The 22,843-nt window shown below is 73.8% G+C and carries 21 protein-coding genes; 10 read left to right on the plus strand and 11 right to left on the minus strand.

Translation table 11 applies throughout. The features are described from left to right. Positions 1–130 precede the first annotated feature (130 nt). Complete coding sequence (locus ACFYP3_RS28265; RefSeq protein WP_388838243.1) at positions 131–1,636, minus strand: hypothetical protein; 1,506 nt, start codon at positions 1,634–1,636, stop codon at positions 131–133. 127 nt (positions 1,637–1,763) lie between these two features. On the opposite strand from ACFYP3_RS28265, the gene ACFYP3_RS28270 reads away from it, so the two are divergent. The 3 genes from ACFYP3_RS28270 to ACFYP3_RS28280 are packed head-to-tail and all read left to right on the plus strand — an operon-like array spanning position 1,764 to position 4,007. Then, positions 1,764–2,531, plus strand: coding sequence for a LamB/YcsF family protein (locus ACFYP3_RS28270; protein ID WP_388838341.1), 768 nt, complete (start codon positions 1,764–1,766; stop codon positions 2,529–2,531). Further along, a complete protein-coding gene (locus ACFYP3_RS28275) occupies positions 2,528–3,148 on the plus strand; it encodes an allophanate hydrolase subunit 1 (RefSeq protein WP_388838246.1) in 621 nt (206 codons plus the stop codon). Before ACFYP3_RS28270 ends, ACFYP3_RS28275 begins: the two co-directional genes overlap by 4 nt. After that, entirely contained in the window at positions 3,141–4,007 is an 867-nt protein-coding gene (locus tag ACFYP3_RS28280) for a biotin-dependent carboxyltransferase family protein (protein ID WP_388838249.1), read from the plus strand. The genes ACFYP3_RS28275 and ACFYP3_RS28280 overlap by 8 nt, the downstream gene beginning before the upstream one ends. A 78-nt stretch (positions 4,008–4,085) precedes the next feature. Here the strand turns inward: ACFYP3_RS28280 and ACFYP3_RS28285 are convergent, their stop codons facing one another. Next, positions 4,086–5,483 (minus strand): HEAT repeat domain-containing protein, encoded by a 1,398-nt coding sequence (locus tag ACFYP3_RS28285; RefSeq protein WP_388838252.1) that lies wholly within the window; start codon positions 5,481–5,483, stop codon positions 4,086–4,088. A gap of 332 nt (positions 5,484–5,815) precedes the next feature. Continuing rightward, complete coding sequence (locus ACFYP3_RS28290) at positions 5,816–6,238, minus strand: ankyrin repeat domain-containing protein (RefSeq protein WP_362812437.1); 423 nt, start codon at positions 6,236–6,238, stop codon at positions 5,816–5,818. Between the two features lie 317 nt (positions 6,239–6,555). Between ACFYP3_RS28290 and ACFYP3_RS28295 the strand changes: the two genes are divergently transcribed. Beyond that, the gene (locus tag ACFYP3_RS28295) at positions 6,556–6,750 is read left to right on the plus strand and encodes a hypothetical protein (RefSeq protein WP_030031218.1); all 195 of its coding nucleotides are present in this window, start codon (positions 6,556–6,558) and stop codon (positions 6,748–6,750) included. Positions 6,751–6,820: 70 nt separating this feature from the next. Continuing rightward, entirely contained in the window at positions 6,821–8,434 is a 1,614-nt protein-coding gene (locus tag ACFYP3_RS28300; RefSeq protein ID WP_388838257.1) for a hypothetical protein, read from the plus strand. Positions 8,435–8,458: 24 nt separating this feature from the next. Here the strand turns inward: ACFYP3_RS28300 and ACFYP3_RS28305 are convergent, their stop codons facing one another. Next, entirely contained in the window at positions 8,459–9,961 is a 1,503-nt protein-coding gene (locus ACFYP3_RS28305; protein ID WP_388838259.1) for a PLP-dependent aminotransferase family protein, read from the minus strand. A gap of 217 nt (positions 9,962–10,178) precedes the next feature. Here ACFYP3_RS28305 and ACFYP3_RS28310 point away from each other — a divergent pair, with 217 nt between their 5' ends. From ACFYP3_RS28310 to ACFYP3_RS28320, 3 genes are all read left to right on the plus strand, one after another. Beyond that, positions 10,179–10,949, plus strand: coding sequence for a glycerophosphodiester phosphodiesterase family protein (locus tag ACFYP3_RS28310; RefSeq protein ID WP_388838262.1), 771 nt, complete (start codon positions 10,179–10,181; stop codon positions 10,947–10,949). Positions 10,950–11,017: 68 nt separating this feature from the next. Next, positions 11,018–12,427 carry an MFS transporter gene (locus ACFYP3_RS28315; RefSeq protein WP_388838265.1) on the plus strand — a complete coding sequence of 470 codons (1,410 nt, stop codon included), beginning with the start codon at positions 11,018–11,020 and terminating at the stop codon, positions 12,425–12,427. 314 nt (positions 12,428–12,741) lie between these two features. After that, the gene (locus ACFYP3_RS28320; protein ID WP_007262928.1) at positions 12,742–13,116 is read left to right on the plus strand and encodes an RNA polymerase-binding protein RbpA; all 375 of its coding nucleotides are present in this window, start codon (positions 12,742–12,744) and stop codon (positions 13,114–13,116) included. Between the two features lie 118 nt (positions 13,117–13,234). Here ACFYP3_RS28320 and fxsA read toward each other — a convergent pair whose 3' ends face one another. The 4 genes from fxsA to ACFYP3_RS28340 all read right to left on the minus strand — a co-directional run bounded on the left by fxsA (position 13,235) and on the right by ACFYP3_RS28340 (position 17,105). Then, the gene (gene fxsA / locus ACFYP3_RS28325; protein WP_388838268.1) at positions 13,235–13,807 is read right to left on the minus strand and encodes an FxsA family membrane protein; all 573 of its coding nucleotides are present in this window, start codon (positions 13,805–13,807) and stop codon (positions 13,235–13,237) included. A 68-nt stretch (positions 13,808–13,875) separates the two neighbouring features. Further along, positions 13,876–14,649, minus strand: a complete 774-nt coding sequence (locus ACFYP3_RS28330; RefSeq protein WP_388838271.1) for a polyprenol monophosphomannose synthase — start codon at positions 14,647–14,649, stop codon at positions 13,876–13,878. A gap of 329 nt (positions 14,650–14,978) precedes the next feature. Then, positions 14,979–16,607 (minus strand): amidohydrolase, encoded by a 1,629-nt coding sequence (locus tag ACFYP3_RS28335; RefSeq protein ID WP_388838274.1) that lies wholly within the window; start codon positions 16,605–16,607, stop codon positions 14,979–14,981. 57 nt (positions 16,608–16,664) lie between these two features. Then, complete coding sequence (locus tag ACFYP3_RS28340; protein WP_030011705.1) at positions 16,665–17,105, minus strand: Lrp/AsnC family transcriptional regulator; 441 nt, start codon at positions 17,103–17,105, stop codon at positions 16,665–16,667. Between the two features lie 217 nt (positions 17,106–17,322). Here ACFYP3_RS28340 and ACFYP3_RS28345 point away from each other — a divergent pair, with 217 nt between their 5' ends. Beyond that, positions 17,323–17,799 (plus strand): hypothetical protein, encoded by a 477-nt coding sequence (locus ACFYP3_RS28345; RefSeq protein ID WP_388838277.1) that lies wholly within the window; start codon positions 17,323–17,325, stop codon positions 17,797–17,799. A 25-nt stretch (positions 17,800–17,824) separates the two neighbouring features. Here ACFYP3_RS28345 and ACFYP3_RS28350 read toward each other — a convergent pair whose 3' ends face one another. After that, on the minus strand, positions 17,825–18,916 hold the full coding sequence (locus tag ACFYP3_RS28350) for a phosphotransferase family protein (protein ID WP_388838280.1): 1,092 nt from the start codon (positions 18,914–18,916) through the stop codon (positions 17,825–17,827). 14 nt (positions 18,917–18,930) lie between these two features. Next, the gene (locus ACFYP3_RS28355) at positions 18,931–20,064 is read right to left on the minus strand and encodes a hypothetical protein (RefSeq protein ID WP_388838283.1); all 1,134 of its coding nucleotides are present in this window, start codon (positions 20,062–20,064) and stop codon (positions 18,931–18,933) included. Between the two features lie 177 nt (positions 20,065–20,241). Here ACFYP3_RS28355 and ACFYP3_RS28360 point away from each other — a divergent pair, with 177 nt between their 5' ends. After that, complete coding sequence (locus tag ACFYP3_RS28360; protein ID WP_388838286.1) at positions 20,242–20,625, plus strand: ferrous iron transport protein A; 384 nt, start codon at positions 20,242–20,244, stop codon at positions 20,623–20,625. A 976-nt stretch (positions 20,626–21,601) separates the two neighbouring features. Here ACFYP3_RS28360 and ACFYP3_RS28365 read toward each other — a convergent pair. Next, on the minus strand, positions 21,602–22,774 hold the full coding sequence (locus ACFYP3_RS28365) for an acyl-CoA dehydrogenase (RefSeq protein WP_362857682.1): 1,173 nt from the start codon (positions 22,772–22,774) through the stop codon (positions 21,602–21,604). Between the last annotated feature and the right edge of the window lie 69 nt (positions 22,775–22,843).

Raw genomic sequence — 22,843 nt, forward strand, 5'->3', positions numbered from 1 at the left:
CAGCGGTGGCCGGGGAAGGGTCCGGGCAGAGCCCGGTGCCCGGCGGAGCCGGGTTTCCCGGGGCTCCGCCCCGGACCCCGCTCCTCAAACGCCGGAGGGGCCGAAATCGGCCGGGCCGGGGCGACGGCGGTCACGACGCCTCCGCGCGGTCGGCGGCCATGCCGGCGGCGTCGAGGAGGGCGGTGCCGACGATGAGGTCGGCGCCGCCGAACTCGGGGTCGTCGAGCTGCGTGCCGTCGTCCACCGCGAAGAGCAGCCGCTCCTCCCCCTGCCGGTACGCCGTGCCGACGGCCGGGCTCGCCGCGTGGACGGCCAGCAGGGCCACCAGGTACGGCAGGTCCGGGTCGCTGCGGCGGGCCTGCGCGAGGAGCCCGGACAGCCGTCGCGGTGCGTCGTGCGGAAGGTCCAGGAGCTCCTTCGCGGCGGCGAGCTGCTCCTCGCTGAAGCGGCTGTCGTCCGGGGTGGCGATGAGGTCCGGCTCCGGCATCTCCGCGCCGAGGTGCTCGCGCTCCACGGGCGGGGTGAGCAGGATCTCGACCAGGTCGCTCACCCGCACCGAGACGGGCGTGCGCAGCCCGGCGCCGGCGGCGAAGAAGGCGGCGGTCACCCGGCTCGCCTGCTCCAGGGGCAGCGGCAGGAGCGGGGCCACGAGCTGGCCGTACAGGTCGATGCCGGAGCGCGGCGCCGGGGCGGCGAAGGCCTGGCGGTCCTGCTCGGCCCGGAACAGCGGGCCCGCGTCCAGCAGTCGGGACTGGAGCTGGGTGTGGCGGCGGATGCAGTCCTTGACGATGTCGACGAGCTCGGCGGCGCGCCGCTTGCTCTCCGGCTCCTCGGCCTCGTCGCGCGCCTTGCGGATGTTGGTCAGGATCGCGTTCTCGTGGCGGTAGCGGTCGGCGACGTGGTCGAGGGCTTCGGCGATCATGTCGGGCACGGCCTGCAGCCAGTCCACCGCCCGTACGTTGCGCCGGGTGGCGTCCAGGGTGCGGCGCAGGGTCTCGGCGTACTGGACGGTCCGGTAGCGGGCCTGCTCGGCGGCGAGCTGGGCGTCCGCCAGCCGGCCGCGGCTGATCAGCACCTCCAGCTTGACCTCGGCGGCGATCTGGGCGCTGGTGACGTCGGTGTCGAGGGCTCCGACCAGGACGTTGACGGCCTCGTCGGTGGTGCGCAGGTAGACGGCGCCGCCGTAGCCGGGGACCTCTTCGATCAGTTTGAAGTCGTAGTCGCGGCGGACGTAGACCCCGTCCGGGCCGAAGGTGCCGTAGATCGCGCGGAAGCCGCGGTCGACGCTGCCGACGTTGATCAGGTTCTCCAGCACCCAGCGGGCCACCCGCTCGTGCTCGGCCGCCGGGCGGCCGGGGGCCTGGGCCGCGACGCGCGGCAGCAGCCTGGCCACTATCTGCTCGTGGTCGGCGCCCGTGTCGAAGTCCATGTTGAGCGTGACCAGGTCGATCGCGGCCAGCGCGACCTCCGCCATCGCGTAGATGCCGTACTCGCCCGCCAGATTGGCCTTGCGGACGTCGAGGTCGTGCAGCGGAGCGGTGCAGGCGAGGGCGCGCAGCCGCCGGGCCAGGCCCTCGTCGGCGGCCGGGCCCGGCGCCGGGGACGGGAGGGTCTTCGCCGGGGCTGGGAGAGTCACGGACAAAGACTAGGCGCTGTTGCTGACAACATCCCAAACGGCATGGTTCGGCCGGATCGTCCCCGGCCGGACCGGGGGACGTCTGCTCTACGCTCAGCGCATGGATTCCATGATCGCATCCTCTGCGGTGGTCGACCTCAACGCCGACCTCGGCGAGGGGTTCGGGCGCTGGACGCTCACCGACGACGAGGCCCTGCTGTCCGTCGTCACGAGCGCCAACGTGGCCTGCGGTTTCCACGCCGGCGACCCGTCCATCATGCGCCGGGTCTGCGAACTGGCCGCCGAGCGGGGCGTACGGATCGGCGCGCAGGTCTCCTACCGCGACCTCGCCGGGTTCGGACGGCGCGCGATGGACGTCCCGGCCGGCGAGCTGGCGGACGAGGTGGCCTACCAGATCGGCGCGCTGGAGGTGTTCGCGCGGGCGGCCGGCTCCCGGGTGTCGTACGTGAAACCGCACGGCGCGCTCTACAACCGGACCGTGCACGACGCGGACCAGGCCGCGGCGGTGGTCGCGGGCGTCCGGCTGGCCGCCGGGTCCGGTGCCACCGGGGGCCTGCCCGTACTGGGCCTGCCCGGCTCGCTCCTGCTCGCCGCCGCCGGCGAGGCCGGGCTGGCCGCCGTACCGGAGGCCTTCGCCGACCGCGCCTACACGCCCGCCGGGACGCTGGTGCCGCGCACCGAGCCGGGAGCGGTGCTGCACGACCCGGACGCGGTGGTGGCGCGGGCCGTGCGGATGGCCGCCGAGGGGACGGTGACGGCCGCCGACGGCTCGCCGGTCCGGGTGGCCGCGCGGTCGCTGTGCCTGCACGGGGACACCCCGGGGGCGGCGGTGCTCGCGCGGCGGGTCCGGGAGGCGCTGGGCGCGGCCGGGGTCCGCGTGGCGGCCTTCGCGTGAGGACCCTGGTGGTGGGCGGCGCGGCGCTGTTGATCGAACTGGACTCGGCGGCGGAGGTGGCGGCGCTCCACGCCGAGCTGCTGCGCCGCCGGGACGCGGGCGAACTGGGGCCCGTACGGGACCTCGTGCCGGCGGCGCGGACCGTCCTGCTGGACGGGGTGCGGGACCCGGCCGCGCTGGGTGCCCGGATCGCCCGGTGGGAGGTGCCGGCGCTCACGCAGGCGCAGGGGCCGCTGGTCACCGTCCCGGTGCGGTACGACGGGCCGGACCTGGCGGAGGTGGCCCGGCGGTGGGGGGTGTCCCCGCGGGAGGTGCCGGGGATCGTGGGCGGCATCGGCTTCCGGGTGGCCTTCTGCGGGTTCGCTCCCGGCTTCGGCTACCTGACGGGGCTCCCGGAGCGTTTCCACCTGCCCCGCCGGGACACGCCCCGGACGTCCGTCCCGGCGGGCTCGCTGGCGCTGGCCGGCGAGTACGCGGGGGTGTACCCGCGCTCCTCCCCCGGCGGCTGGCAGCTGATCGGCTCCACGGACGCGGTGCTGTGGGATCCGGAGCGGGAGCCCGCGGCGCTGTTCGCGCCGGGCGTCCGGGTGCGGTTCACGGAGGCGGGCCGTGGCTGAGCTGCTGGTGGTGCGGCCGGGCGCGCTGACCACGGTCCAGGACCGGGGGCGGCCCGGGTACGCGCACCTGGGCGTTCCCCGCTCGGGCGCCCTGGACACGGCGGCGTACGCGATGGCCAACCGGCTGGTCGGCAACCCGCCGGGCGCGGCGGCGCTGGAGACGACCCTGGACGGGACGGGGCTGCGGGCGCTCGCCGCGACGGTCGTGGCGGTCACGGGCGCACCCTGTTCCGTACGGATCTCAGGTCGCCCGGCGGCCTGGGGAGCGGCGGTCCGGCTGCCGGCCGGGGCGGAGCTGGAGGTGGGCCCGGCGGAGTCGGGGCTGCGCAGCTACGTCGCGGTGCGGGGAGGCCTGGCCGTCCCGCCGGTCCTCGGCAGTCGCTCGGCGGACCTGCTGTCGGGGCTGGGGCCGGCCGTCCTGTCGGCCGGGATGCGGCTGCCGGTGGGCCCGGCCGGGCCGGATCCGGTGCCCGGGGCGGACGTCTGCGGCCTGCCCGGGCCGCCCGCGGAACTGCTGCTTCCGCTGCGCCCGGGGCCGCGGGCGGACTGGTTCGAGCCGGCTTCGCTGGCCGGGCTGTGGCGGGCGCGGTTCCGGGTGTCGGCGAGGTCCAACCGCATCGGCCTGCGCACGGAGGCGGGCCCGCCGCTGGTCCGCGCACGGCCCGGTGAGCTGCCGAGCGAGGGCATGGTGCTGGGCGCGGTCCAGGTCCCGCCGGACGGCCTGCCGGTGGTGTTCCTGGCCGACCACCCGGTGACGGGCGGCTACCCGGTGGTCGGCGTGGTGCCGGCGGGCCCGGCCCTGGACGCGGCGGCGCAGGCCCGGCCGGGGACTGCGGTGAGGTTCCTCCGGTCCCGGTGAGACGTCGCCGCGGGGTTGCGGCCGGGTACGGACGCCCCGGCCTTCCTCGGGCCGGGGCGTCCGCGCGTCCTCGACCCGCTACACGGCCGACTCCGGGGCGATCCGGCTCCGGACGGCCGACTGCACGTCCTCTTCCTCGGCCGGGTCCGTCGCCAGGCGGCGCAGCCGGGGGGCGACCCGGGCGTCGGCGGTCTCGGCGTGGTGGGCCGCCACCTCGCGGGTGGTCTCCTCGCAGTCCCAGAGGCATTCGACGGCGAAGCCCGCCGCGAAGGAGGGGTCGGTGCTGGCGAGGGCCCGCGCGGCCCGGCCGCGCAGGTGGGACGAGGCCGTCTCGCGGTAGATGTGGCGCAGCACGGGGGCGGCGCAGCCGATGGCGAGGCGGCCGGCGCCGTCCACGAGGGGGTAGAGGTGCCGGGTGTCGGGGCCCGCGCCGCGGACCGTGGAGCGCAGGGCGCCGAGGACCAGTTCCGCGTCCTCGGCTCCGCCGCGGGCGGCCAGGGTGGCCGCGGCGGCCGCGCCCAGGGCGTCGGGGCGGTGGATCCAGCGCCGGGCCCGTTCGACGGCCTCGGGGCCGCACATGCGCTCGTAGGCGGCCACGGCGGGTTCGTCGGCTGCGGCCTCGATGAGGTCGAGCACGGCGGGGTTCTCCGGCTCGGCGAGGACCAGGTGGTGCAGGGCCGTGGCGCGGGCGGCCTCGCCGGAGGCGCCCGCGGCGGCCGCGAGGATCGCGGAGCGGTCCTCGGGTGCGGCGACCGCGGCCAGGCAGCGCGCGGCGGGCACGTGCAGCGGCGTGCCGCGGCGCAGGCCGTCGGCGGCCCAGTCGAAGACGGCCTGGACTCCCCAGTCGGGCCGGGGGCCGCTGGGGGTCAGCTGGCGCTGCCAGCGGTCGAAGGAGCCCTGTCGGCGGGCGGCGCTCAGGCGCGCGCCGTGCTGCGGGGTCTCCTCCCACAGGGACCACGGCCGGGGCTCGTAGGCGTCGCGGACGGCGGCGGCCAGCCGCGCCTCGCCCTCGGCCGTGGCCGGGAACCTGGCGAGGACGGGGGCGGCCAGGGACCGCAGGCCTTCGTCGTCGTCGCGCAGGGCGAGTTCGTCGAGGGCCCAGGCCCAGTTCGCCCCGGAGGCGGCGTAGCGGCGCAGCAGCATGAGCGCGTCGTCGCGGCCGTACGAGGCGAGGTGGCCCAGGACGGACAGGGCGAGGCCGGTCCGGTGGTCCTCTTCGTCGACGAGGTCGTCGGCGCTGAAGAGGTGGTGCTCGATCTCGCCCAGCGGACCGTTGAGGTCCAGGTAGAGCCGGGCGTAGTACAAGGAGCGGTTCTCGACCTGCCAGTCCTGGCGCGGGTCGCGGAGCACGCACTGGTTGAGGGCCTCGAGGGCCTCCGCCCTGGGTGCCGCGAGTGCGTGCAGCGTGCCGTCGCCGCGGCCGCGCTGGAGGAGCCCGAGCAGGGTACCGCTCGGTGCTATGACTGGTTCGAACATGGGAATGGCCTCAAATCAAGCTGGGGACGCAACCGGGAATCGGGATTCACAGGGCCGCGTAACAGCATGTGAGGACGTCCGCCGTCATGTTCCGCTCGATGTAGACCATTGCCTTCTCACTCTCGTCAGTTCTTCGTGACCATGGTGGCCGGGTCGGGCAGGGACACCCTTCGTGTCCTACCCGCTCCGGCCCGCCCCCCGTGCTCGCGAATCGAATCCGACGCCATGATGGCCCAGGCGGTTTGTGCACCGCGACCACATTTACGGCTGCCGTGACCATTCCGTGAGGTCGGGAACCGGCCGGGCCCGGCCAGATCCGAGGCAAAAACGGACTACTCGGCTCCGAAAAGTTCCAGCAGGTCGGCCTTGGCGAACATGCGCGCCGTGTCCACGGCGGAGGGGGTTCCGGCGGTCGGATCGGCTCCGCCGGCGAGCAGGGCGCGGATGACGGCCTCCTCGCCCTTGAAGACGGCCCCCGCGAGCGGGGTCTGGCCGCGGTCGTTGGCGCGGTCGGCCTCGGCGCCCCGGGCCAGCAGGGCGGACACGGCGTCGGCGTGGCCGTGGTAGGCGGCGAGCATGACGAGGGTGTCGCCGCGGTCGTTGGTGAGGTTCGCCGGGACCCCGGCGTCGAGGTAGGCGGTGAGCGTCTCGGTCTCACCCTGACGGGCGAGGTCGAAGATCTTGGTGGCCAGCTCGATGACGTCCTCGTCGGGGACGTCCTGGGAACCGGCGCCTTCCGCGGCGTGCTCGCTCATCGTTCGTTACCGCCTTTCACTCGTTGCTGACATGGTCCGCCCCGCAGCCCCGTCCCCAGGACGGGCGGGCAGGGGGGTGCACGGCACTGCGTCCGTACGGGTGAATCGCCAGAGTAGCGCCCTGGCCTGCACATGTCCGGGTCGGGCCGAGGCAAGGATCACCCTCGACCCCGGGTATGCCGGACGCGCCAGCCGGGCTGAGCCGGTCAAGTGAAAAACTCGCAGATTCACCCGTATGCACCTTTTGTCGCATTGATACTTCCTGTGAGCCTGGAACAACTGATGGTGACTGTCCCCACCAAACAGGAGAACACCTCATGGTCCTGTCCATCTCAGGCGTGGTCCTGCTCGGCATCATCTGCTTCCTCTTCTTCAAGAAGGACGGGATGAAGCTGACGCACGCGTTCGTCTGCTCGCTCTTCGGCTTCTTCCTCGCCGGCTCCGCCATCGCCCCGAGCATCACGGCGAGCACGGCGAGCCTCGCGAGCCTGCTCGGCGGGATCAAGCTCTAGCCCGGCCATCGCGCAGCAGCACCAGCGACACCCGAAGCACCCGTCACCACCACAACTCCAGGAGACGCCCGTGGCCCGGCGCCCACTTCCCCGCATCCTCAGCAGCGGCACCGTGTCGCTGTCCCGGGGCCGCGACTTCGCTCGCACGGCCGCCGACACCGCCACGGACGTCCTCCATCCGCTCCTCACCATCGGACGCGGCCTGCGCGTCCTGGCCTCGGCCGGGCGGCGCAGATGGTCCGAGACGCCCAAGGACAAGCGTGGTCCCGCGCTGTTCCTGGGAGCCGCCTGCGTCCTCGTGGTCGCGCTCGTCCCCTACGGTCCGCTCCTCGCCCTGATCACCCTCATGGCGGCCGCGGCCTGGCAGGGACGCGACCGCACCCCGGTGAAGACCGGGCCCAGCGATGCCGAGACCGAACGGCTCGGCTCCCTCTACGAAGCCCTCGTGCCGTACTTCTCCATCCCGGAGGACCCGACCCCCCTCTTCGCCCACGGCGGGGACTGGGACAAGGCCTTCAGCGGCTACGAGTTCGACGAGGCGGGCCGCGTCACCCGGCTCCACATCCGCTACCCGGCCTACTTCACGGATGGCGAGGCCGCCTCACGGGCCCGGATCGAGGCACTGCTGCACGCCAAGTCCGGGCGCGGTCGGGAGTATCTCTTCGACTGGGACGAGGAGGGCAACCAGCTCGACCTGAGCGTGCTGGCGGCGTTGCCGACGGGCATCGCCGCCCAGCCGTTCGTCACCTCCCCCGGCGAGACCGTGCTCGGTTTCACCGACGCGGGCGGCGTGCAACGCACCCTGCCCGTCCTGGAGGCCGGTGAGCCCCGCGACGTGCCGCCGGTGATCTGGCGCACCGGGCCCCGCTCCACCGAGCCCCACCTGCTGGCCGTCGGCCAGCCCGGCAACGGCACCTCCACCCTGATCCGCTCCGTCGCCCTCCAGGCCCTGCGGCACGGCGGCGACGTACTGATCGTCGACGGCGGCGGCAGCGGCGAGTACGCCTGCCTCACCGGCCGCGTCGGCGTCCTCGCGGTGGAATGCGGGCCGACCGGGGCGCTGGCCACCCTGGAGTGGGCCGCGCAGGAGACCGAGCGGCGGCTCATCGCCTCCCACCGGGCCCGGGAGGCCGGCCGGCCGGCGCCCGAGGACACCCGGCGCCCGCTGTGGATCCTGCTGGACCAGCCGAGCGTGCTGGCCCACCTCGCGGTCGCCGAAGGGGGCCCCGACCCGCTGACCCCCCTGCAGGTGCCGCTGCGGCACGGGCGGCCCGCCCACGTCACGGTGGTGGTGGCCGAGCACTTCGACCACCTGGAACTGCTGCACGACTCCGTCTGGCAGCACACCCGCGCCCGGATCGTCCTCGGGCCCGCCGGGATCCAGCAGATCGCCGACGTGCTGGGGCTGCCGCCGCACACCACCCCGACGGCCCAGGTGCCGCCCGGGCGCGGGTACGCCCGGCTCGGCACCGGCCCCGTGCACCGGCTGCAGGTGCCCGCCACCCCGGACCCGTACGACGAGGCCACGCACCCGGCCTACCGCCAGGCCGTGCTCGAACTGCTGCCGGACCGGCAGCAGGCTCCCGGCCGCGGCCCGGGCAAGGCGCTCCAGGCGCAGCCCCCGGCACAGGGCTCCGCCTTCGACACCTCGGAGGTCCCGGAGGTGCCGGCCGAGGCTCCGTAGGCCCCTCGCGTCGGGTCCGGCGGGTTACGCCACGAACGTGCGCGGCGGTTCCGCGCCGCTGCCGCCCGCGCCCGTGCCGACCAGCCGGGCCGCCGCCGCGAGCCGGGAGGCGGCCTCCTCGGCCACCGGCCCGCCCACGGTGAACGGCAGCCGGACGTAGCCCTCGAAGGCCCCGTCCACGCCGAACCGGGGCCCCGAGGGGACCCGTACGCCGACCCGCTCCCCCACCTCGGCCAGCCGGGACCCGGACAGGCCGCCCGCGCGGGCCCACAGCGTGAGGCCGCCCTGCGGAACCTCGAACTCCCAGTCCGGCAGCTCCCGACGGACCGCCGCGACCAGCGCGTCGCGGTTTTCCCTGGCCTGCTCGCGGCGGATCCCGACGGCCTCCCGCCAGCCCCCGGTGCGCATCAGCCAGTTCACCGCGAGCTGTTCCAGCACGGGCGTGCCCAGGTCGGCGTAGGCGCGGGCGGCGACCAGGCTGCGGATCACGTCGGGCGCGGCGCGGACCCAGCCGATCCGCATGCCCGCCCAGAAGGCCTTGCTGGCGGAGCCCACGGTGATCACCGTGCTGCCGGCGGGGTCGAAGGAGCAGACCGGGCGCGGCATCTCCAGTTCCGGGTCCAGCTGGAGTTCCAGCATGGTCTCGTCGGCGACGAGGACGGTGCCGGCCGAGCGGGCGGCCGCCACCATGGCGCGCCGCTGCTCGTCGGAGGCCAGGGCCCCGGTGGGGTTGTGGAAGTCGGCCACGACGTAGGCGAGGCGGGGGGCCGAGTCGCGCAGCACCTGCCGCCAGACGTCCATGTCCCAGCCGGCCAGCCCGTCCGCCATCGCGACGGGGACCAGGCGCACCCCGGCGGCGCGCATCAGCTGGAGGATGTTGGCGTAGGACGGCGACTCGACGGCGATCCGCTCCCCGCGCCCGGCGAAGAGGCTGCAGATGGCGTCGATCGCGCCCATCGCGCCGGTGGTGACCATGATCTGCTCGGGCATGGTGGGGATGCCCTGCTCGGTGTAGCGGTCGGCGAGCATCCGGCGCAGCGCGGGCAGGCCGGCCGGGTAGTCGCCGTGGGTGTGGGCGTACGGGGGCAGCTCCTCCAGTGCGCCCTGCACGGCCTTGGTGAGCCAGGGCTCGGGGGCGGGGAGGGCGGCGCAGCCGAGGTCGATCATCGAGCCGAGGGACTCGGGCGGCAGCGGTTCCAGGCCGCGCGCGGGCAGCGGGTTCCCGGCCGGTACGGCGGTCCAGCTGCCGGCGCCCCGGCGGGACTCCAGGAACCCCTCCCCGCGCAGCGCCTCGTACGCGGCGGCGACGGTGGTGCGGCTGAGGGAGAGGGAGCCGGCCAGCTCCCGCTCGGCGGGGAGCCGGGCGGCGACCGGGACGCGGCCTTCGAGGACGAGGAGGCGGATCCCGTCGGCGAGGGTGCGGTACGCGGGCAGTCTGCGGGCGCCGGGGACCGCGGGGCGCTCCTGCTGCGAGGTGATGAGGCGGGCGAGCTGGGCGGCGCCGACCGCCGAGGTCCATTCGGCCATTGCGTCCGGTCCACCTTCGTCGGATTGGCCTCGACGGCAGGGGTCGGAAGCCGGGATTGGATTGATGTCTGCGGGCCCAGACTGTCACGCGCCAGTCCACTCGCACCAGGGGGCACCGCACCCGGCGGACCGGAAGGGCCCCAGGATCGGCCTCCGCCGTGTCCGCCGTTCACCTCGCGGACCACCGTCCCCTCACGTCACGGGGGATACTGCCGCCGTGACGCACGTACGCCTTCGCCATCCGTATCTGGACCACCCGGCTCCGATCCCCTTCGCGCACCGGGGAGGTGCCGCGGACGGGCTGGAGAACACCGCCGCGGCCTTCCGCCGGGCGGCCGAAGCGGGCTACCGGTACTTCGAGACCGATGTGCACGCCACGGCCGACGGGAAACTCGTCGCCTTCCACGACTCCACGCTGGACCGGGTCACCGACGGCCGGGGCCGGATCGCCGAGCTGCCCTGGAAGCAGCTCCGCGAGGTGCGCGTGGCGGGCACCGAGCCCCTGCCGCTCTTCGAGGAGCTGCTGGAGGAGTTCCCGGACGCCCGCTGGAACATCGACGTCAAGGCCGAGTCGGCCCTGCACCCGCTCGTCAACCTGATCGCGCGGACCGGCATCTGGGACCGGGTCTGCGTGGGCTCCTTCTCCGAGAGCCGGGTGGCCCGCGCCCAGCGGCTCGCCGGCCCCCGGCTGGCCACCTCGTACGGCGTGCGCGGGGTGCTGGGCCTGCGGCTGCGCTCGTACGCGATCCCGGCGGCGCTGCGCGTGGGCGCGGTGGCGGCCCAGGTGCCGGAGACGCAGGCGGGCATCCGCGTGGTGGACCGGCGCTTCGTGCGGACCGCGCACGAGCGGGGTCTGCAGGTCCACGTGTGGACCGTGAACGAACCGGAACGCATGGAGGCTCTCCTCGACCTGGGAGTCGATGGCATCATGACCGACCGGATCGACATCTTGCGCACGGTGCTGGACCGGCGCGGGGCCTGGGCCTGACACGCCCCTCGGCCGCCGCGCGGGGCCGGCGGCCGCTGCGGTACGGGGACCAGCGAGGGGGACACCAGGTGAGCGCGGAAGACAGCAGCACGACCGAGCAAGCGGAACCAGCGGAACCGGGAGCCGAGGACGGCAGATCGGCGACGTCGGTCGCGGCCGGGGCGGCCGCCCGCAAGCGCGAGCAGCGCGGCTGGTACTTCTACGACTTCGCCGTGTCGGTGTACTCGGCGAGCGTGCTCACCGTGTTCCTGGGGCCGTACCTGACCTCGGTGGCCAAGGCCGCCGCGGACGCCGAGGGCTTCGTGCACCCGCTGGGCATCCCGGTGCGGGCCGGTTCCTTCTTCGCCTACGCGGTGTCGGCCTCGGTGATCCTGGCCGTGCTGCTCATGCCGCTGGTGGGCGCCGCGGCGGACCGGACCGGGCGCAAGAAGCCGCTGCTGGCGGTGGCCGCGTACACGGGCGCCGCGGCGACGACCGGAATGTTCTTCCTGGGCGGCGAGCGCTACCTGCTGGGCGGGCTGCTGCTCATCGTGGCGAACGCCTCGCTGTCCGTCTCGATGGTGCTCTACAACGCCTACCTGCCGCAGATCTCCACGCCGGACGAGCGGGACACCGTCTCCTCGCGGGGCTGGGCCTTCGGCTACACCGCGGGCTCCGTGATGCTCGTGCTGAACCTGGTGCTCTACATGGGCCACGACTCCTTCGGGCTCACCGAAGGCATGGCGGTACGGATCTGCCTGGCGTCCTCGGGCCTGTGGTGGGGCGCCTTCGCCCTGATCCCGCTGCGCCGGCTGCGCGACCGGGCCGTGGTCCGGGAGCCGGGGGCCGGGCCGGCGGTCAGCGGCTGGAAGCAGCTCGTCGCCACCCTGAAGGACATGCGGCGCTACCCGCTGACGCTGTCGTTCCTGCTGGCGTACCTGATCTACAACGACGGCGTGCAGACGGTGATCTCCCAGGCCTCCATCTACGGGTCGGAGGAGCTGGAGCTGGACCAGTCCACGCTCATCGGGGCGGTACTGCTGGTGCAGGTGCTGGCGGTGGGCGGGGCGCTGGGGATGGGCCGCCTCGCGCGGACCTACGGCGCCAAGCGGACGATCCTGGGCTCGCTGGCCGCCTGGGGCGTGACGCTCGCGGTCGGGTACTTCCTGCCGGCCCGGACCCCGGTGTGGTTCTTCGCGCTCGCCGCGATGATCGGGCTGGTGCTGGGCGGCAGCCAGGCACTGTCGCGCTCGCTCTTCTCGCACCTGGTGCCGGCCGGCAAGGAGGCCGAGTACTTCTCGGCGTACGAGATGAGCGACCGCGGGCTGAGCTGGGTGGGACCGCTCGTCTTCGGCCTGACCTACCAGCTCACGGGGAGCTACCGGGACGCGATCATCTCGCTGGTGGTCTTCTTCGCACTGGGATTCGTGCTCCTGGCCAGAGTGCCGGTGCGGCGCGCGGTGGAAGCGGCAGGCAATCCTGTACCGGAGCGGATCTGAGGGCGGGTCCGCGAGTGCGCACGGTCCGGATCCGCGAACGAATTCCGAACGAATTTAGACGTTGAAGCAAAGGGCCGGTAGTGTACGCCTTTGGCCTGCCAGGCGGACCGTTACTGCGCGCTCAAGAAGCGTGGACGTTGGGTGACATCTGCTGCCAGATGTGACAAAACGGGCATTGGTGGGTACAACAAGGGGCGGCACGACGGGCGACGCACGACCCGGAGCGGGAATCTATACCGCCGACCGGACGTTGACCGGATGACGACGACAGCGACACCTGTCCTGTGGGCGACAAAGCCCGGGAGGCACGATTCATGAGTGAGCGAGCTCTCCGCGGTACGCGCCTCGTGGTTACCAGCTACGAGACGGACCGCGGCATCGATCTGGCCCCGCGCCAGGCGGTGGAGTACGCATGCCAGAACGGACATCGATTTGAGATGCCGTTCTCGGTTGAGGCAGAAATTCCGCCGGAGTGGGAGTGCAAGGCGTGCGGCGCCATGGCACTCCTGGTGGACGGGGACGGGCCCGAAGAGAAGAAGGGCAAGCCTGCGCGAACGCACTGGGACATGCTCATGGAGCGACGCACCCGCGAGGAGCTGGAGGAAGTGCTGGCCGAAAGGCTCGCAGTCCTGCGTTCCGGCGCCATGAACATTGCCGTGCATCCGCGGGACAGCCGCAAGTCCGCCTGACAGCCGGACGGATACACAAGCCGAGGGGCCCCGCCACGCATGTGGCGGGGCCCCTCGGCTTTGTCCTGCGCCCGGTGCCGTGCCGACCGGCACGGCATCGGGCGGACGTGCGGCGGTCCTACGGCGCCAGGGGCGGGCGGTAGACGGTGCCCGGGCCGGCCGGCCCCTCAGGCCGGTCCTCGCGGATGACCTCGCCCTGCACGACCTTGCCGTCGGGGTGGTGGATGCGCGCCTGCTGGAAGGCGTCGCCGAAGCTCCCGGCCGGGGCCGAGGCCATCTTGCGCTCCAGCGAGCGGGCCGCGCGGCGGCCGACCCAGGCCCGCACGGGCGGGAGCAGCAGGAACAGGCCCGCCACGTCGGAGAGCAGCCCCGGCATCATCAGGAGCAGGCCCGCCAGCATGGTGAGGCCGTTGCCGCGGCCGGGCTCCTGCGGGGTGGGCTGGCGCCCCTGCTGGGCCTGCTGGAAGGTCTCCGAGAGGTTCTTGAAGGCGCGCCGCCCGGCACGCTTGATGACCACCGCGCCCAGGACGATGCCGCCCGCCAGCAGCGCGGCCACGGCGAGCCCGCCGGCCACGTCCGCGACCACGGTGAGCAGCCAGATCTCCAGGATCAGCCAGGCCGCGAGGGCCAGGGGAAGGAAGGTTCGGGCGGTCGAACGCCGCCGGGGGGCCGTGGAAATGCCGGTCGTCATGGCATCCAGTGTGCCTGGGACCGCGTAAAAGCGGCCTCAGCCGGAGGTACCGGACATCCCTTAGGGGGTCACCGCTTGTCGTCGTCCTTGCCCAGCAGTCTGGCCGCCTGGGCCTTGAGGCCCCACTGGGTGACCCGCCACAGGGCCTCGACCACGATGTCCTTGCTCATCTTGCTGTCGCCGAACTCACGCTCGACGAACGTGATGGGCACCTCCACCACGCGGAAGCCCTTCTGCACCGCCCGGCGGGCCAGGTCGACCTGGAAGCAGTAGCCCGCGGAGGCCACCTCGTCCAGGCCGAGGCCCTCCAGGGTCTCGCGGCGGAAGGCGCGGTAGCCGCCGGTCACGTCGCGGATCGGCACGTTCAGCATCAGCCGCGAGTACGTCGAACCGCCGCGCGAGAGGATCTCCCGGCTCTTGGGCCAGTTGACGACGCGGCCGCCCGGCACCCAGCGGGAGCCGAGGACCAGGTCGGCGCCGGCCAACGCGGTGAGCAGGCGGGGCAGCTCCTCCGGCTGGTGGGAACCGTCGGCGTCCATCTCGACGATCACCCCGTAGCCGGCGTCCAGGGCCCAGAGGAAGCCCGCCAGGTAGGCGGCGCCGAGCCCTTCCTTGCCCTTGCGGTGCAGCACGTGCACGTGGTCGTCGCCGACCGCGAGCTCGTCGGCGAGCTTGCCGGTGCCGTCGGGGCTGTTGTCGTCGGCGACCAGGATGTGGGCGTCGGGCACCGCCGCGCGGACGCGGCCGACGATCAGCCCGATGTTCTCCGCCTCGTTGTAGGTCGGAATGATCACCAAGGCCGTACCGAGCGGCCCGTAGGTCCGCTGTCCGCCGTCGCTCACTGAGTCCCCTTTTGTGCTCGTGCACGTCCTGTACGTCTGGTCGCAGAGGATGACTTTAGAACAGTGATCGGGGCCCGCGGTCCTTCGGGCCGGTCAGACGCCCGCTGGCTGCGGGCCGCCGTGACCGTTGTCTACTGGACCGCCGGGCCCCGACCCGGGGCCACCCTCCCCCAGCTGCCACTGGGGGTGCCCCCACCGGCGAAACCTTCCCTCGCCCCCGAGGCGCGGGCGCGCTGAGCAGACGGATCCGTCCGGCACGGACGTCCTGTGGTGGACCCGGCCGAACCTATCCGGGTCCGACCGCCGGTACCGAACCGAGGCACACCGGATCACCCCTGTGGGCGTACGAATACCTCCCGGCCGCCGACGACGGTGGCGAGGCACACCGGCAGTTCGGATCCGGGGGTCAGATCGGGCAGTCCGGGGGTGCCCGAGCGGGGGTCCGTGGACCAACGGGCGACCCGGTCGTCGGGGGCCTGGACCACCAGTTCGCCGGTCTGCCAGACCGCGTAGTCGGCCGGGGCGCCGGGTACCAGGATCCCCGCGTCGTCGCGGCCCAGGGCCCGCCAGCCGCCCCGGGTGTGGGCGGTGAAGGCGGCCCGCACGGAGACGCGGTGCCCGGGGGTCCGGTGGAACGCGGCCGCGCGGACCGTGCCCCACGGGTCGAGCGGGGTGACCGGCGCGTCCGAGCCGAAGGCCAGCGGGACACCGGCCTTGAGCATGGCCGCGTACGGGTTGAGGGTGCGGGCGCGCTCGACGCCGAGCCGGTCGGCGTACATGCCGTCCTCGCCGCCCCAGGCCGCGTCGAACGCGGGCTGCACGGAGGCGGTGAGCCCCAGCTCCGCGAAGGCGGCGATGGCGGCGGGGGTCATCATCTCGGCGTGCTCCACCCGGTGCCGGGCGGCGCGCACCCGGGCCAGACCGACCTTCTCGGCGGCCGCCCGGACGCCCTCGACGACGGCGGCGATCGCGGCGTCCCCGATGGCGTGGAAACCGGCCTGGAGGCCCTCCTCGGTACAGGCCGTCACGTGTTCGGCGACCGCGAGCGCGTCCAGGTACTCCGTACCGGTGTGCGCGGCGTCCGCGTACGGGGCGTGCAGGCAGGCGGTGTGCGAGCCGAGGGCCCCGTCGACGAAGAGGTCGCCGGCGGCCCCGACGGCCCCGAGCGCCCGGACCTGCTCCAGGTCCCGGTCGGCCCAGTAGCCGAAGACGCGCGGGCCGGGCCGCTCGGCGGCCAGGGCGAGCAGGCCGGTGAAGTCCTCGGCGGAGGAGATGTCGGGTCCGCCGCACTCGTGCAGGGAGCCGATGCCGAGGGAGGCGGCCTCGTCGAGGGCGGCCCGCTGGGCCTCGGCGCGCTGGGCCGGGGTGACGGCGGCCAGGGCGGCACGCCGTACGGCGTGGTGGTCGTCGGCGGTCAGCGGCTGGTCACCGAGGGGCCGCACGCCCGGGACGAGGTCGAGGAGGGCCGTGGTGACCACGGCCGAGTGCACGTCGATGCGGCTCAGGTAGAGCGGTCGGCCGCCCGCGGCCTCGTCGAGCTCGGCCCGGCGCGGCGCCCGGCGCTCGGGCCAGCGGGCGGCGTCCCAGCCGTGCCCGAGGAGCACCCGGTCGGCCGGACGGCTCGCGGCGTACGCGCGTACGAGGTCCAGCGCGGCCGGCAGGGAGCGCGCCCCGCTGAGGTCCAGCCCGGTGAGGGCCAGACCCGCGGAGGTGGTGTGGACGTGGGCGTCGGTGAAGGCGGGCGTGACGAGCGCTCCGCCGAGGTCGACGACCTCGTCCACGCCCTGCGCGAAGGCGTCGGCCGCCCCCTCGGAACCGACCCAGGCGATGTGGCCGCGCTCGACGACCATCGCGGTGGCGAAGGGGTCGGCGGGGCTGTGGACCTCGCCCCCGCGGAGGAGGACGGTCCTGGTCGGTGCTCCGGCGGTGTCGGCGGAGGGGGCGGTGCGGTCAGTCATGCCGACCAGTGTCCCGCGTCGCCCCGTCCCGTCCGTACGCCGGGTCCCCCACAGGGCCTACACGCGGGGCGGGCGGGCCTCGTAGGGGGTGGAGAGGACGACCGTCGTACGCGTCGAGACGTGGGCGAGGGCGCGCAGGCGGCCCAGCAGGTCCTCGAGCTCCAGGGGCGTGGCGACGCGCACCTTGAGGATGTAGTTCTCGTCGCCGGCGACGCTGTGGCAGGCCTCGATCTCGGGGACACCGGCCAGCCGGTCCGCGATGTCGTCGGGGGCGCTCGGGTCGAAGGGCTTGACCGAGATGAACGCCGTCAGCGGCAGGCCGACGGCCTCCGGATCGACGACCGCCGCGTACCCGCGGATCACCCCGCGCTGTTCCAGACGGCGTACTCGCTGATGGACTGCCGACGTGGACAGTCCCGTGGCCTTGCCCAGATCCGTGTAGCTCATCCGCCCGTCCCGTACGAGCAGATCCACGATCTGGCGGTCCAGCTCCTCCATTGCGCTCATAGCCGCTCAACCTAAGGCCCAAGGGCACTCCAGGCCCAGTGGTGTCCGCCCACTGGAGGCATCTGCGTCAGGCATGTGACCAAGGCCACAGGGGTATGCAGGTGCGGGCCCGTCTGTTGTGGTTACTCGTGACGCTCGACGGGAAGTGCTTGCTGTGGCCGAGGCCGCAGAACCTGCCCGCCCGGCCCACCCAAGGGGGAGTACATCCATGCTGAACACCAAGCGCGCCGGTCGCACCGAACCGGAGCCCCTCGAACCGCTCGATTCCGGGGACGGCACGTACGCGGTGGACGCCGAATACGGCGAATACCCCGACGACCTCGACGGGTTCGAGATCCACCACGCGATCTGCCCCGACTGCGGCCAGTCGATCGCCCTCGTCGCGGACGAGGAGTACCTGCCGCAGCACGCGCTCTGCCTGACCCCGTGGAACCCCTTCGGACTGACGGTGTGCGCGGGCACCGGGCGGCCGGCCACGGACGCGCTGCCCAGCGTCGGCGTGATCCAGCCGGTGGAGGCCCCCGACGCCGTCGTCCTGTCGACGACCCTGCCCCAGGGGCTGGACTGGCGGACGCAGCCCTTCTCGCACGTGGGCGGCCCGGGCTCGCGTCCGGTCCGCGTGGTGAGCCCGGTGCTCCCCCGCCCACAGGCGCAGACGCGGCAGCAGCACGCCCAGGCGGCCTGACGACCGCCGGGCCGCTCCGGCGTCCCTACCAGTACGTTCCCTGCACCATGGCGGCCAGGCTGGCGTGGTGCAGGATCAGGCTGTCCGAGTCCGCCGGGATCTCGACCTCCCCGAAGTGCGCCTGCCGGTAGGCGATGCGCAGCATCACGATGGCGTGCCGCAGGGCGGCGTAGAGGGTGTGGAACTCCATGTCCCGCGGGGTGTGCCCGGTGAGTTCGGCGTAGCGGCGCTCCAGGTCCGCGCGGCGCAGGAAGTCCGGCAGGCCGGGCTGGCCGAAGCTCACGGTCAGGTCCTGGAAGAAGCGGTGGAGGTAGACGCTCCAGCCCAGGTCCACCTCGCGGGGGGCGTAGGCGGCCATCTCCCAGTCCAGTACGGCCACCGGCGTGAAGCCGTCGTAGATCACGTTGCCGATGCGGGCGTCGCCCCAGTTGAGGACCGCCGGGCCCTCGTCCGCCGGCCACAGCTCCTCCAGGCGGGCGAACGCCCGCTCGATGAGCGGGGAGGGGGCGAGTCCGCCCACCACCCAGGCGTAGTAGGCGCGTTGGGCGTCGACGTGCCGCCGCAGGGGGGTTCCCTCGCCGTCGGGGAGGAGGAACTCCGCCTCCTCGGCCGGGAACTGGTCGTGCAGGCGGGCCAGCAGCGAGACGCTCGCCTCCTGCAGGACGGCGCGCTCGGCATCGGTGGCGGCGTGCAGCCAGTTGCCCTCGTATGTGTAGGGCATCACGTCGGGCGGGACCCGGCCCTCGGCGCGGGCCATCACGAAGAACGGCGCCCCGAGCGGCCCCGGGTCCTCCTCCAGCCACTGCACCCGCGGGACGGGCAGGTCCGTGTGCTCGGCGACCAGACGCATCACCCGGTGCTGGCGCGGCATGTCGTACGTCGGGAAGACGGTGTAGGCGGCCGGGTCGGCGGCGAGCCTCAACGCGCAGGCCCGGACGGGGGTGTCGGGGTGCTCTATGTCGAAGAGCAGGGTCTCGCTCGACATCCCGTTGGACCCCGGGACGCGGACGCCGGTCACCTTCGCGCCGGGGAGCCTGGTGTCCAGCCAGGCGGCGAGGCGCTGCCCGAGCTCCTCGGGCTCCCTGGTGGAGGTGCGCGGACGTGGTGCGGTGGCCATGGTCGGTCCCCTTCCTACTGGGCGACGGAGGAGTAGTCGGTGAAGCCGCTCGGGTCGTGGCGCCCGAAGCTGCCGTGCTCGAAGATGCCGTGTCCGGTCCGCCCGTCGAGGGTGAAGCGGGCCGAGTGGTCGGTCACCCCGAACGCGGCCATCGGGTGGGCCGCGGGGTCGGACAGGTCGTAGACCCGGCGGTCGGTCCAGCCGCGGCCCTGCCAGGTGCCGTGCTGCCAGTCGCCGGCGGGCGGGTAGCCGGCGCCGACGGCCAGCGGCGAGCTGTTGAGGATCTCCACGGCGAGTTCGAGGGGTTTGCGGGACGGATCACTGAGGTGGACGACCGCCCTCTCGGGGTGCCGGCTGCCCGGCCGGTATCCGATCTCGGTCTGCGGCCAGCCGAGCTGGACGTCGTGGCGGCCGCTGCCCTCGGGGAACACCTGCACCGCTTCGTTGAGCGTGCGGTGCCCGTCGGCGTCCTCCTGGGCGATGACCATCACGAACCGGTCCTCGAAGCGGACCGGTATCCAGAGCCAGTGGAACCCCTCGGGCCGGTACTCCTCGGCGGCGCGGCCCCCCTCCTCGCCGGGGATCGGCCGCACCCCCCAACTGCGGTCGCGGGTGCCGGTCCACTCCCCCGGCGTGAGCACGAACTCCTCCCCCTTCGCCCGGATGACCCCGCTCACGCCGCCGGCCTGGACGAAGCGGCGGCCCTCCAGCATGAGGCGGTCGCCGCGCCGCTGGATGTGGTGGGGTTCCCAGACGGCGGGGAACTCCGCGGTCCAGGTGACGTCGTACGAGAGCCCGTCCGGATCGTCCGGGTCCGCCGCGCAGCGGAGCGTGAGCCGCTTGAGCGGCACGTCGACGGTGATGGACAGGGGCCCCACGGACAGGTTCATCCGATCGTCGGTGAGGGCGTCGGAGGCCCGGACGGCGAGGAGCTCGTCGCCGATGCGGAGGGTGGCGTAGGCGTCGATGACCCCGGCGTTGGGGTACACGCCGAGGCCGAGGATGAGGACGGCGCGGCCCGCGTGGTCGAAGACGTGGAAGATGCAGCGGTCGTAGGCGTTGCGGTCGCCGCTGACGAGGTGCTTCATCGACAAGGGGGCCTGATGGATGGGGTACTCGTCGAGGGCGACGGGCCGGTCGACGGACATGGCGGACCTCCTGGACGGCGGGCTTCGGGGGGCGGCTCAGGCGGATATGACGGTACGTCAGAAACCCCGCCGGCGACCACCCTTCTGGCACGCTCTGACACACCGGCACACCACGCCGTGATCGGTGACCGGGCCGCGGATTGCACTCCTGGAGTGGCGCGGGCAGGGTGGGGCGGCATGACAGACGGTTCCGGCCCCGCACCTGCGGACGTGGATGATCGCCAGGCGATAGAGCACGTCCTCGGCCGCCCCTTGGGCCAGGCGTGGCCGACGGGTGCGTTGGCACCGGGCAGTAGGGTCACGGTCCTACGCGACCCGGACTGGGACGGCCCGTGGCAGGTCGAGTTCGCCGGAACGATCGATGCCACGGGCGCACCCGAACCCAACGAACACGCCCGGTCGCTCAGCGGCGAGCTGCTGTACTGGGTGATCTTCGACGCGCCGCAGTACGACTGCGACGGGGCCGGCCCCTACCGCAAGGCCCAGATCTGGGGCCGGTACCTCAGGGCCGATCCGCCCCCGGCGCACTCACCGTTCCTCCCGCCCCGACCACGACGGTGACCCTCTTCCGAGCACCTGTCGAAGGACCGATCGCCAGCCGCCGAGCCGACCGAAGCGCGGAACGATCGACGGCGGCCTATGCCCAACCCAGGAAGGCAGCCAGCCGCCGAGCCGACCGAAGCGCGGAGCGATCGACCGCGGCCTATGCCCAACCCAGGAAGGCCGGCAGCCGCCGAGCCGACCGAGGCGCGGAGCGATCGACCGCGGCCTATGCCCAACCCAGGAAGGCCGGCAGCCGCCGAGCCGACCGAGGCGCGGAGCGATCGACGGCGGCCTATGCCCAGCCCAGGACGGCAGCCAGACGCCGAGCCGACCGAAGCGCGGAGCGATCGACGGCGGCCTATGCCCAGCCCAGGACGGCAGCCAGACGCCGAGCCGACCGAAGCGCGGAGCGATCTGAAGCGCACCCGAACCCCACCCCGGCCGGAGGTCACGGACGTGCCCGCCTGTCCCCCGCCCGCCCGGCCCGTTCCTTCAGGGGTTTCCCGGCTGTCTTCGTGTTTTCGTGGCGGGTCGGTCGGTCAAGGGTGGCCGCAGGCCATCGCGCAGCGACGCGACGAAGGAGCGCCCTTGAGGGACCGACCCGCCACGGAAGGACGATGAGACCGACGGGAAACCCCGCCCCGCGGGGACGGCTCGAACGGATACCCGCACCCCGGGGGCGATTACCCGGCCCTCCGCTCCCGCGTTGGCCGTGCATGACCATGCTTCAGGCTTCAACCGGCCGAAGGCGTCGGCCGACGCCGCCGGGTTTCGAAGAATCGGTTCAGCAGCAGCGGGACCCTCGCGACCAGCGGGACCACCGCGACCCTCGCGACCACCGCGAGCCGCAACACCAGACGCCGGACCCGCCGATCTACCGTGATCTGCTGGCCCGGTGGGCCGACGCCGGCCGCACGCTGCCCGGACGGCGCGACCCGGAGTGGTCCCGGCTCACGTCCTCCCCGGTCTGGCCCACGACCAGCAGCGGCCTGTACTAGCGGGTCTCCGGCCCCGCCAGGTGCCGGGCGATGACCATGCGCTGGATCTGGTTGGTGCCCTCCACGATCTGGAGCACCTTCGCCTCGCGCATCAGGCGCTCGACGGGGAAGTCCGCGGTGTACCCGTAGCCACCGAGGACCTGCACGGCGTCCGTGGTGACGGCCATCGCCGCGTCCGTGCAGAACAGCTTGGCCATCGCCGCCTGGCGCGAGAACGGCTTGCCCGCGTCCCGCAGCCGCGCCGCCGCGAGGTACAGCGCCCGGCCCGCCTCGATCTTGGTGGCCATGTCGGCCAGCATGAAGCGCAGCCCCTGGAAGTCGGCGATCGGGTGCCCGAACTGCTTGCGGTCCAGGGCGTACGTGAGCGCCTCGTCCAGGGCCGCCTGGGCCACGCCGATGGCGCAGGCGGCGATGCCGAGCCGCCCCGCGTCCAGGGCGGCCAGGGCGATGGTGAAGCCCTGCCCCTCCTCGCCGATGCGGCGCGCGTCCGGCACCCGTACGCCGTCGAAGTGCAGCTGGGCGGTGGGCGAGCCCTTCATGCCCATCTTCTTCTCGGGCACGGCCGCCGTGAGGCCCTCCGCGTCCCCGGGGACCAGGAACGCGGTGATGCCCTTGGGGCCCTCGGCGCCCGTCCGCGCCAGGACGGTGTAGAAGTCGGCGACTCCACCGTGGGTGATCCAGGCCTTGGTGCCGGTGATGACCCACTCGTCGCCGTCGCGCACCGCCTTGGTGGTGAGCGAGGCGGCGTCGGAGCCGGCGGCCGGCTCGGAGAGGCAGTAGGCGCCCAGCAGGCCGCCGCCGAGCATCGCGGGCAGGTGCGCGCCCTGCTGTTCCTTGGTGCCGTAGCCGGCGAGGCCGTGACAGGCCAGGGAGTGCACGCTGACGCCGAGTCCGACGGTCAGACGGGCCGCCGCCAGCTCCTCCAGGACCTGGAGGTACACCTCGTACGGCTGCTCACCGCCGCCGTACTCGCCGGGATACGGGAGGCCGAGCAGGCCCGCCTCGGACAGCAGGGTGAAGACCTCGCGGGGGAACCTCCCCGAGTCCTCTTCCTCGGCGGCCCGGGGACGGATCTCCCGCTGGGCGATCTCGCGTACGAGGGCGAGGAGGTCGCGGGACTCCTCGGTGGGCAGCTGACGGTCCACCGGCTGCGGGGCGCGGTCTGTCATGGCGGCGCTCTCCTCCCTGGTCGGGCACGGCGGCGACGCGTCAGGTGTGGGACGCGACGCCGGGTCTCG

The organism is Streptomyces sp. NPDC005533, from assembly GCF_042871845.1.
In the GTDB taxonomy this organism is placed as follows: domain Bacteria; phylum Actinomycetota; class Actinomycetes; order Streptomycetales; family Streptomycetaceae; genus Streptomyces.

Bases quoted from the DNA above. Each gene is read 5' to 3' on its own strand.
- ACFYP3_RS28285 (WP_388838252.1), bottom strand. From the start codon at position 5,483: ATGTTCGAACCAGTCATAGCACCGAGCGGTACCCTGCTCGGGCTCCTC.
- ACFYP3_RS28290 (WP_362812437.1), bottom strand. From the start codon at position 6,238: ATGAGCGAGCACGCCGCGGAAGGCGCCGGTTCCCAGGACGTCCCCGAC.
- ACFYP3_RS28295 (WP_030031218.1), top strand. From the start codon at position 6,556: ATGGTCCTGTCCATCTCAGGCGTGGTCCTGCTCGGCATCATCTGCTTC.
- ACFYP3_RS28305 (WP_388838259.1), bottom strand. From the start codon at position 9,961: ATGGCCGAATGGACCTCGGCGGTCGGCGCCGCCCAGCTCGCCCGCCTC.
- ACFYP3_RS28320 (WP_007262928.1), top strand. From the start codon at position 12,742: ATGAGTGAGCGAGCTCTCCGCGGTACGCGCCTCGTGGTTACCAGCTAC.
- fxsA (WP_388838268.1), bottom strand. From the start codon at position 13,807: ATGACGACCGGCATTTCCACGGCCCCCCGGCGGCGTTCGACCGCCCGA.
- ACFYP3_RS28335 (WP_388838274.1), bottom strand. From the start codon at position 16,607: ATGACTGACCGCACCGCCCCCTCCGCCGACACCGCCGGAGCACCGACC.
- ACFYP3_RS28340 (WP_030011705.1), bottom strand. From the start codon at position 17,105: ATGGAGGAGCTGGACCGCCAGATCGTGGATCTGCTCGTACGGGACGGG.
- ACFYP3_RS28345 (WP_388838277.1), top strand. From the start codon at position 17,323: ATGCTGAACACCAAGCGCGCCGGTCGCACCGAACCGGAGCCCCTCGAA.
- ACFYP3_RS28350 (WP_388838280.1), bottom strand. From the start codon at position 18,916: ATGGCCACCGCACCACGTCCGCGCACCTCCACCAGGGAGCCCGAGGAG.
- ACFYP3_RS28355 (WP_388838283.1), bottom strand. From the start codon at position 20,064: ATGTCCGTCGACCGGCCCGTCGCCCTCGACGAGTACCCCATCCATCAG.
- ACFYP3_RS28360 (WP_388838286.1), top strand. From the start codon at position 20,242: ATGACAGACGGTTCCGGCCCCGCACCTGCGGACGTGGATGATCGCCAG.
- ACFYP3_RS28365 (WP_362857682.1), bottom strand. From the start codon at position 22,774: ATGACAGACCGCGCCCCGCAGCCGGTGGACCGTCAGCTGCCCACCGAG.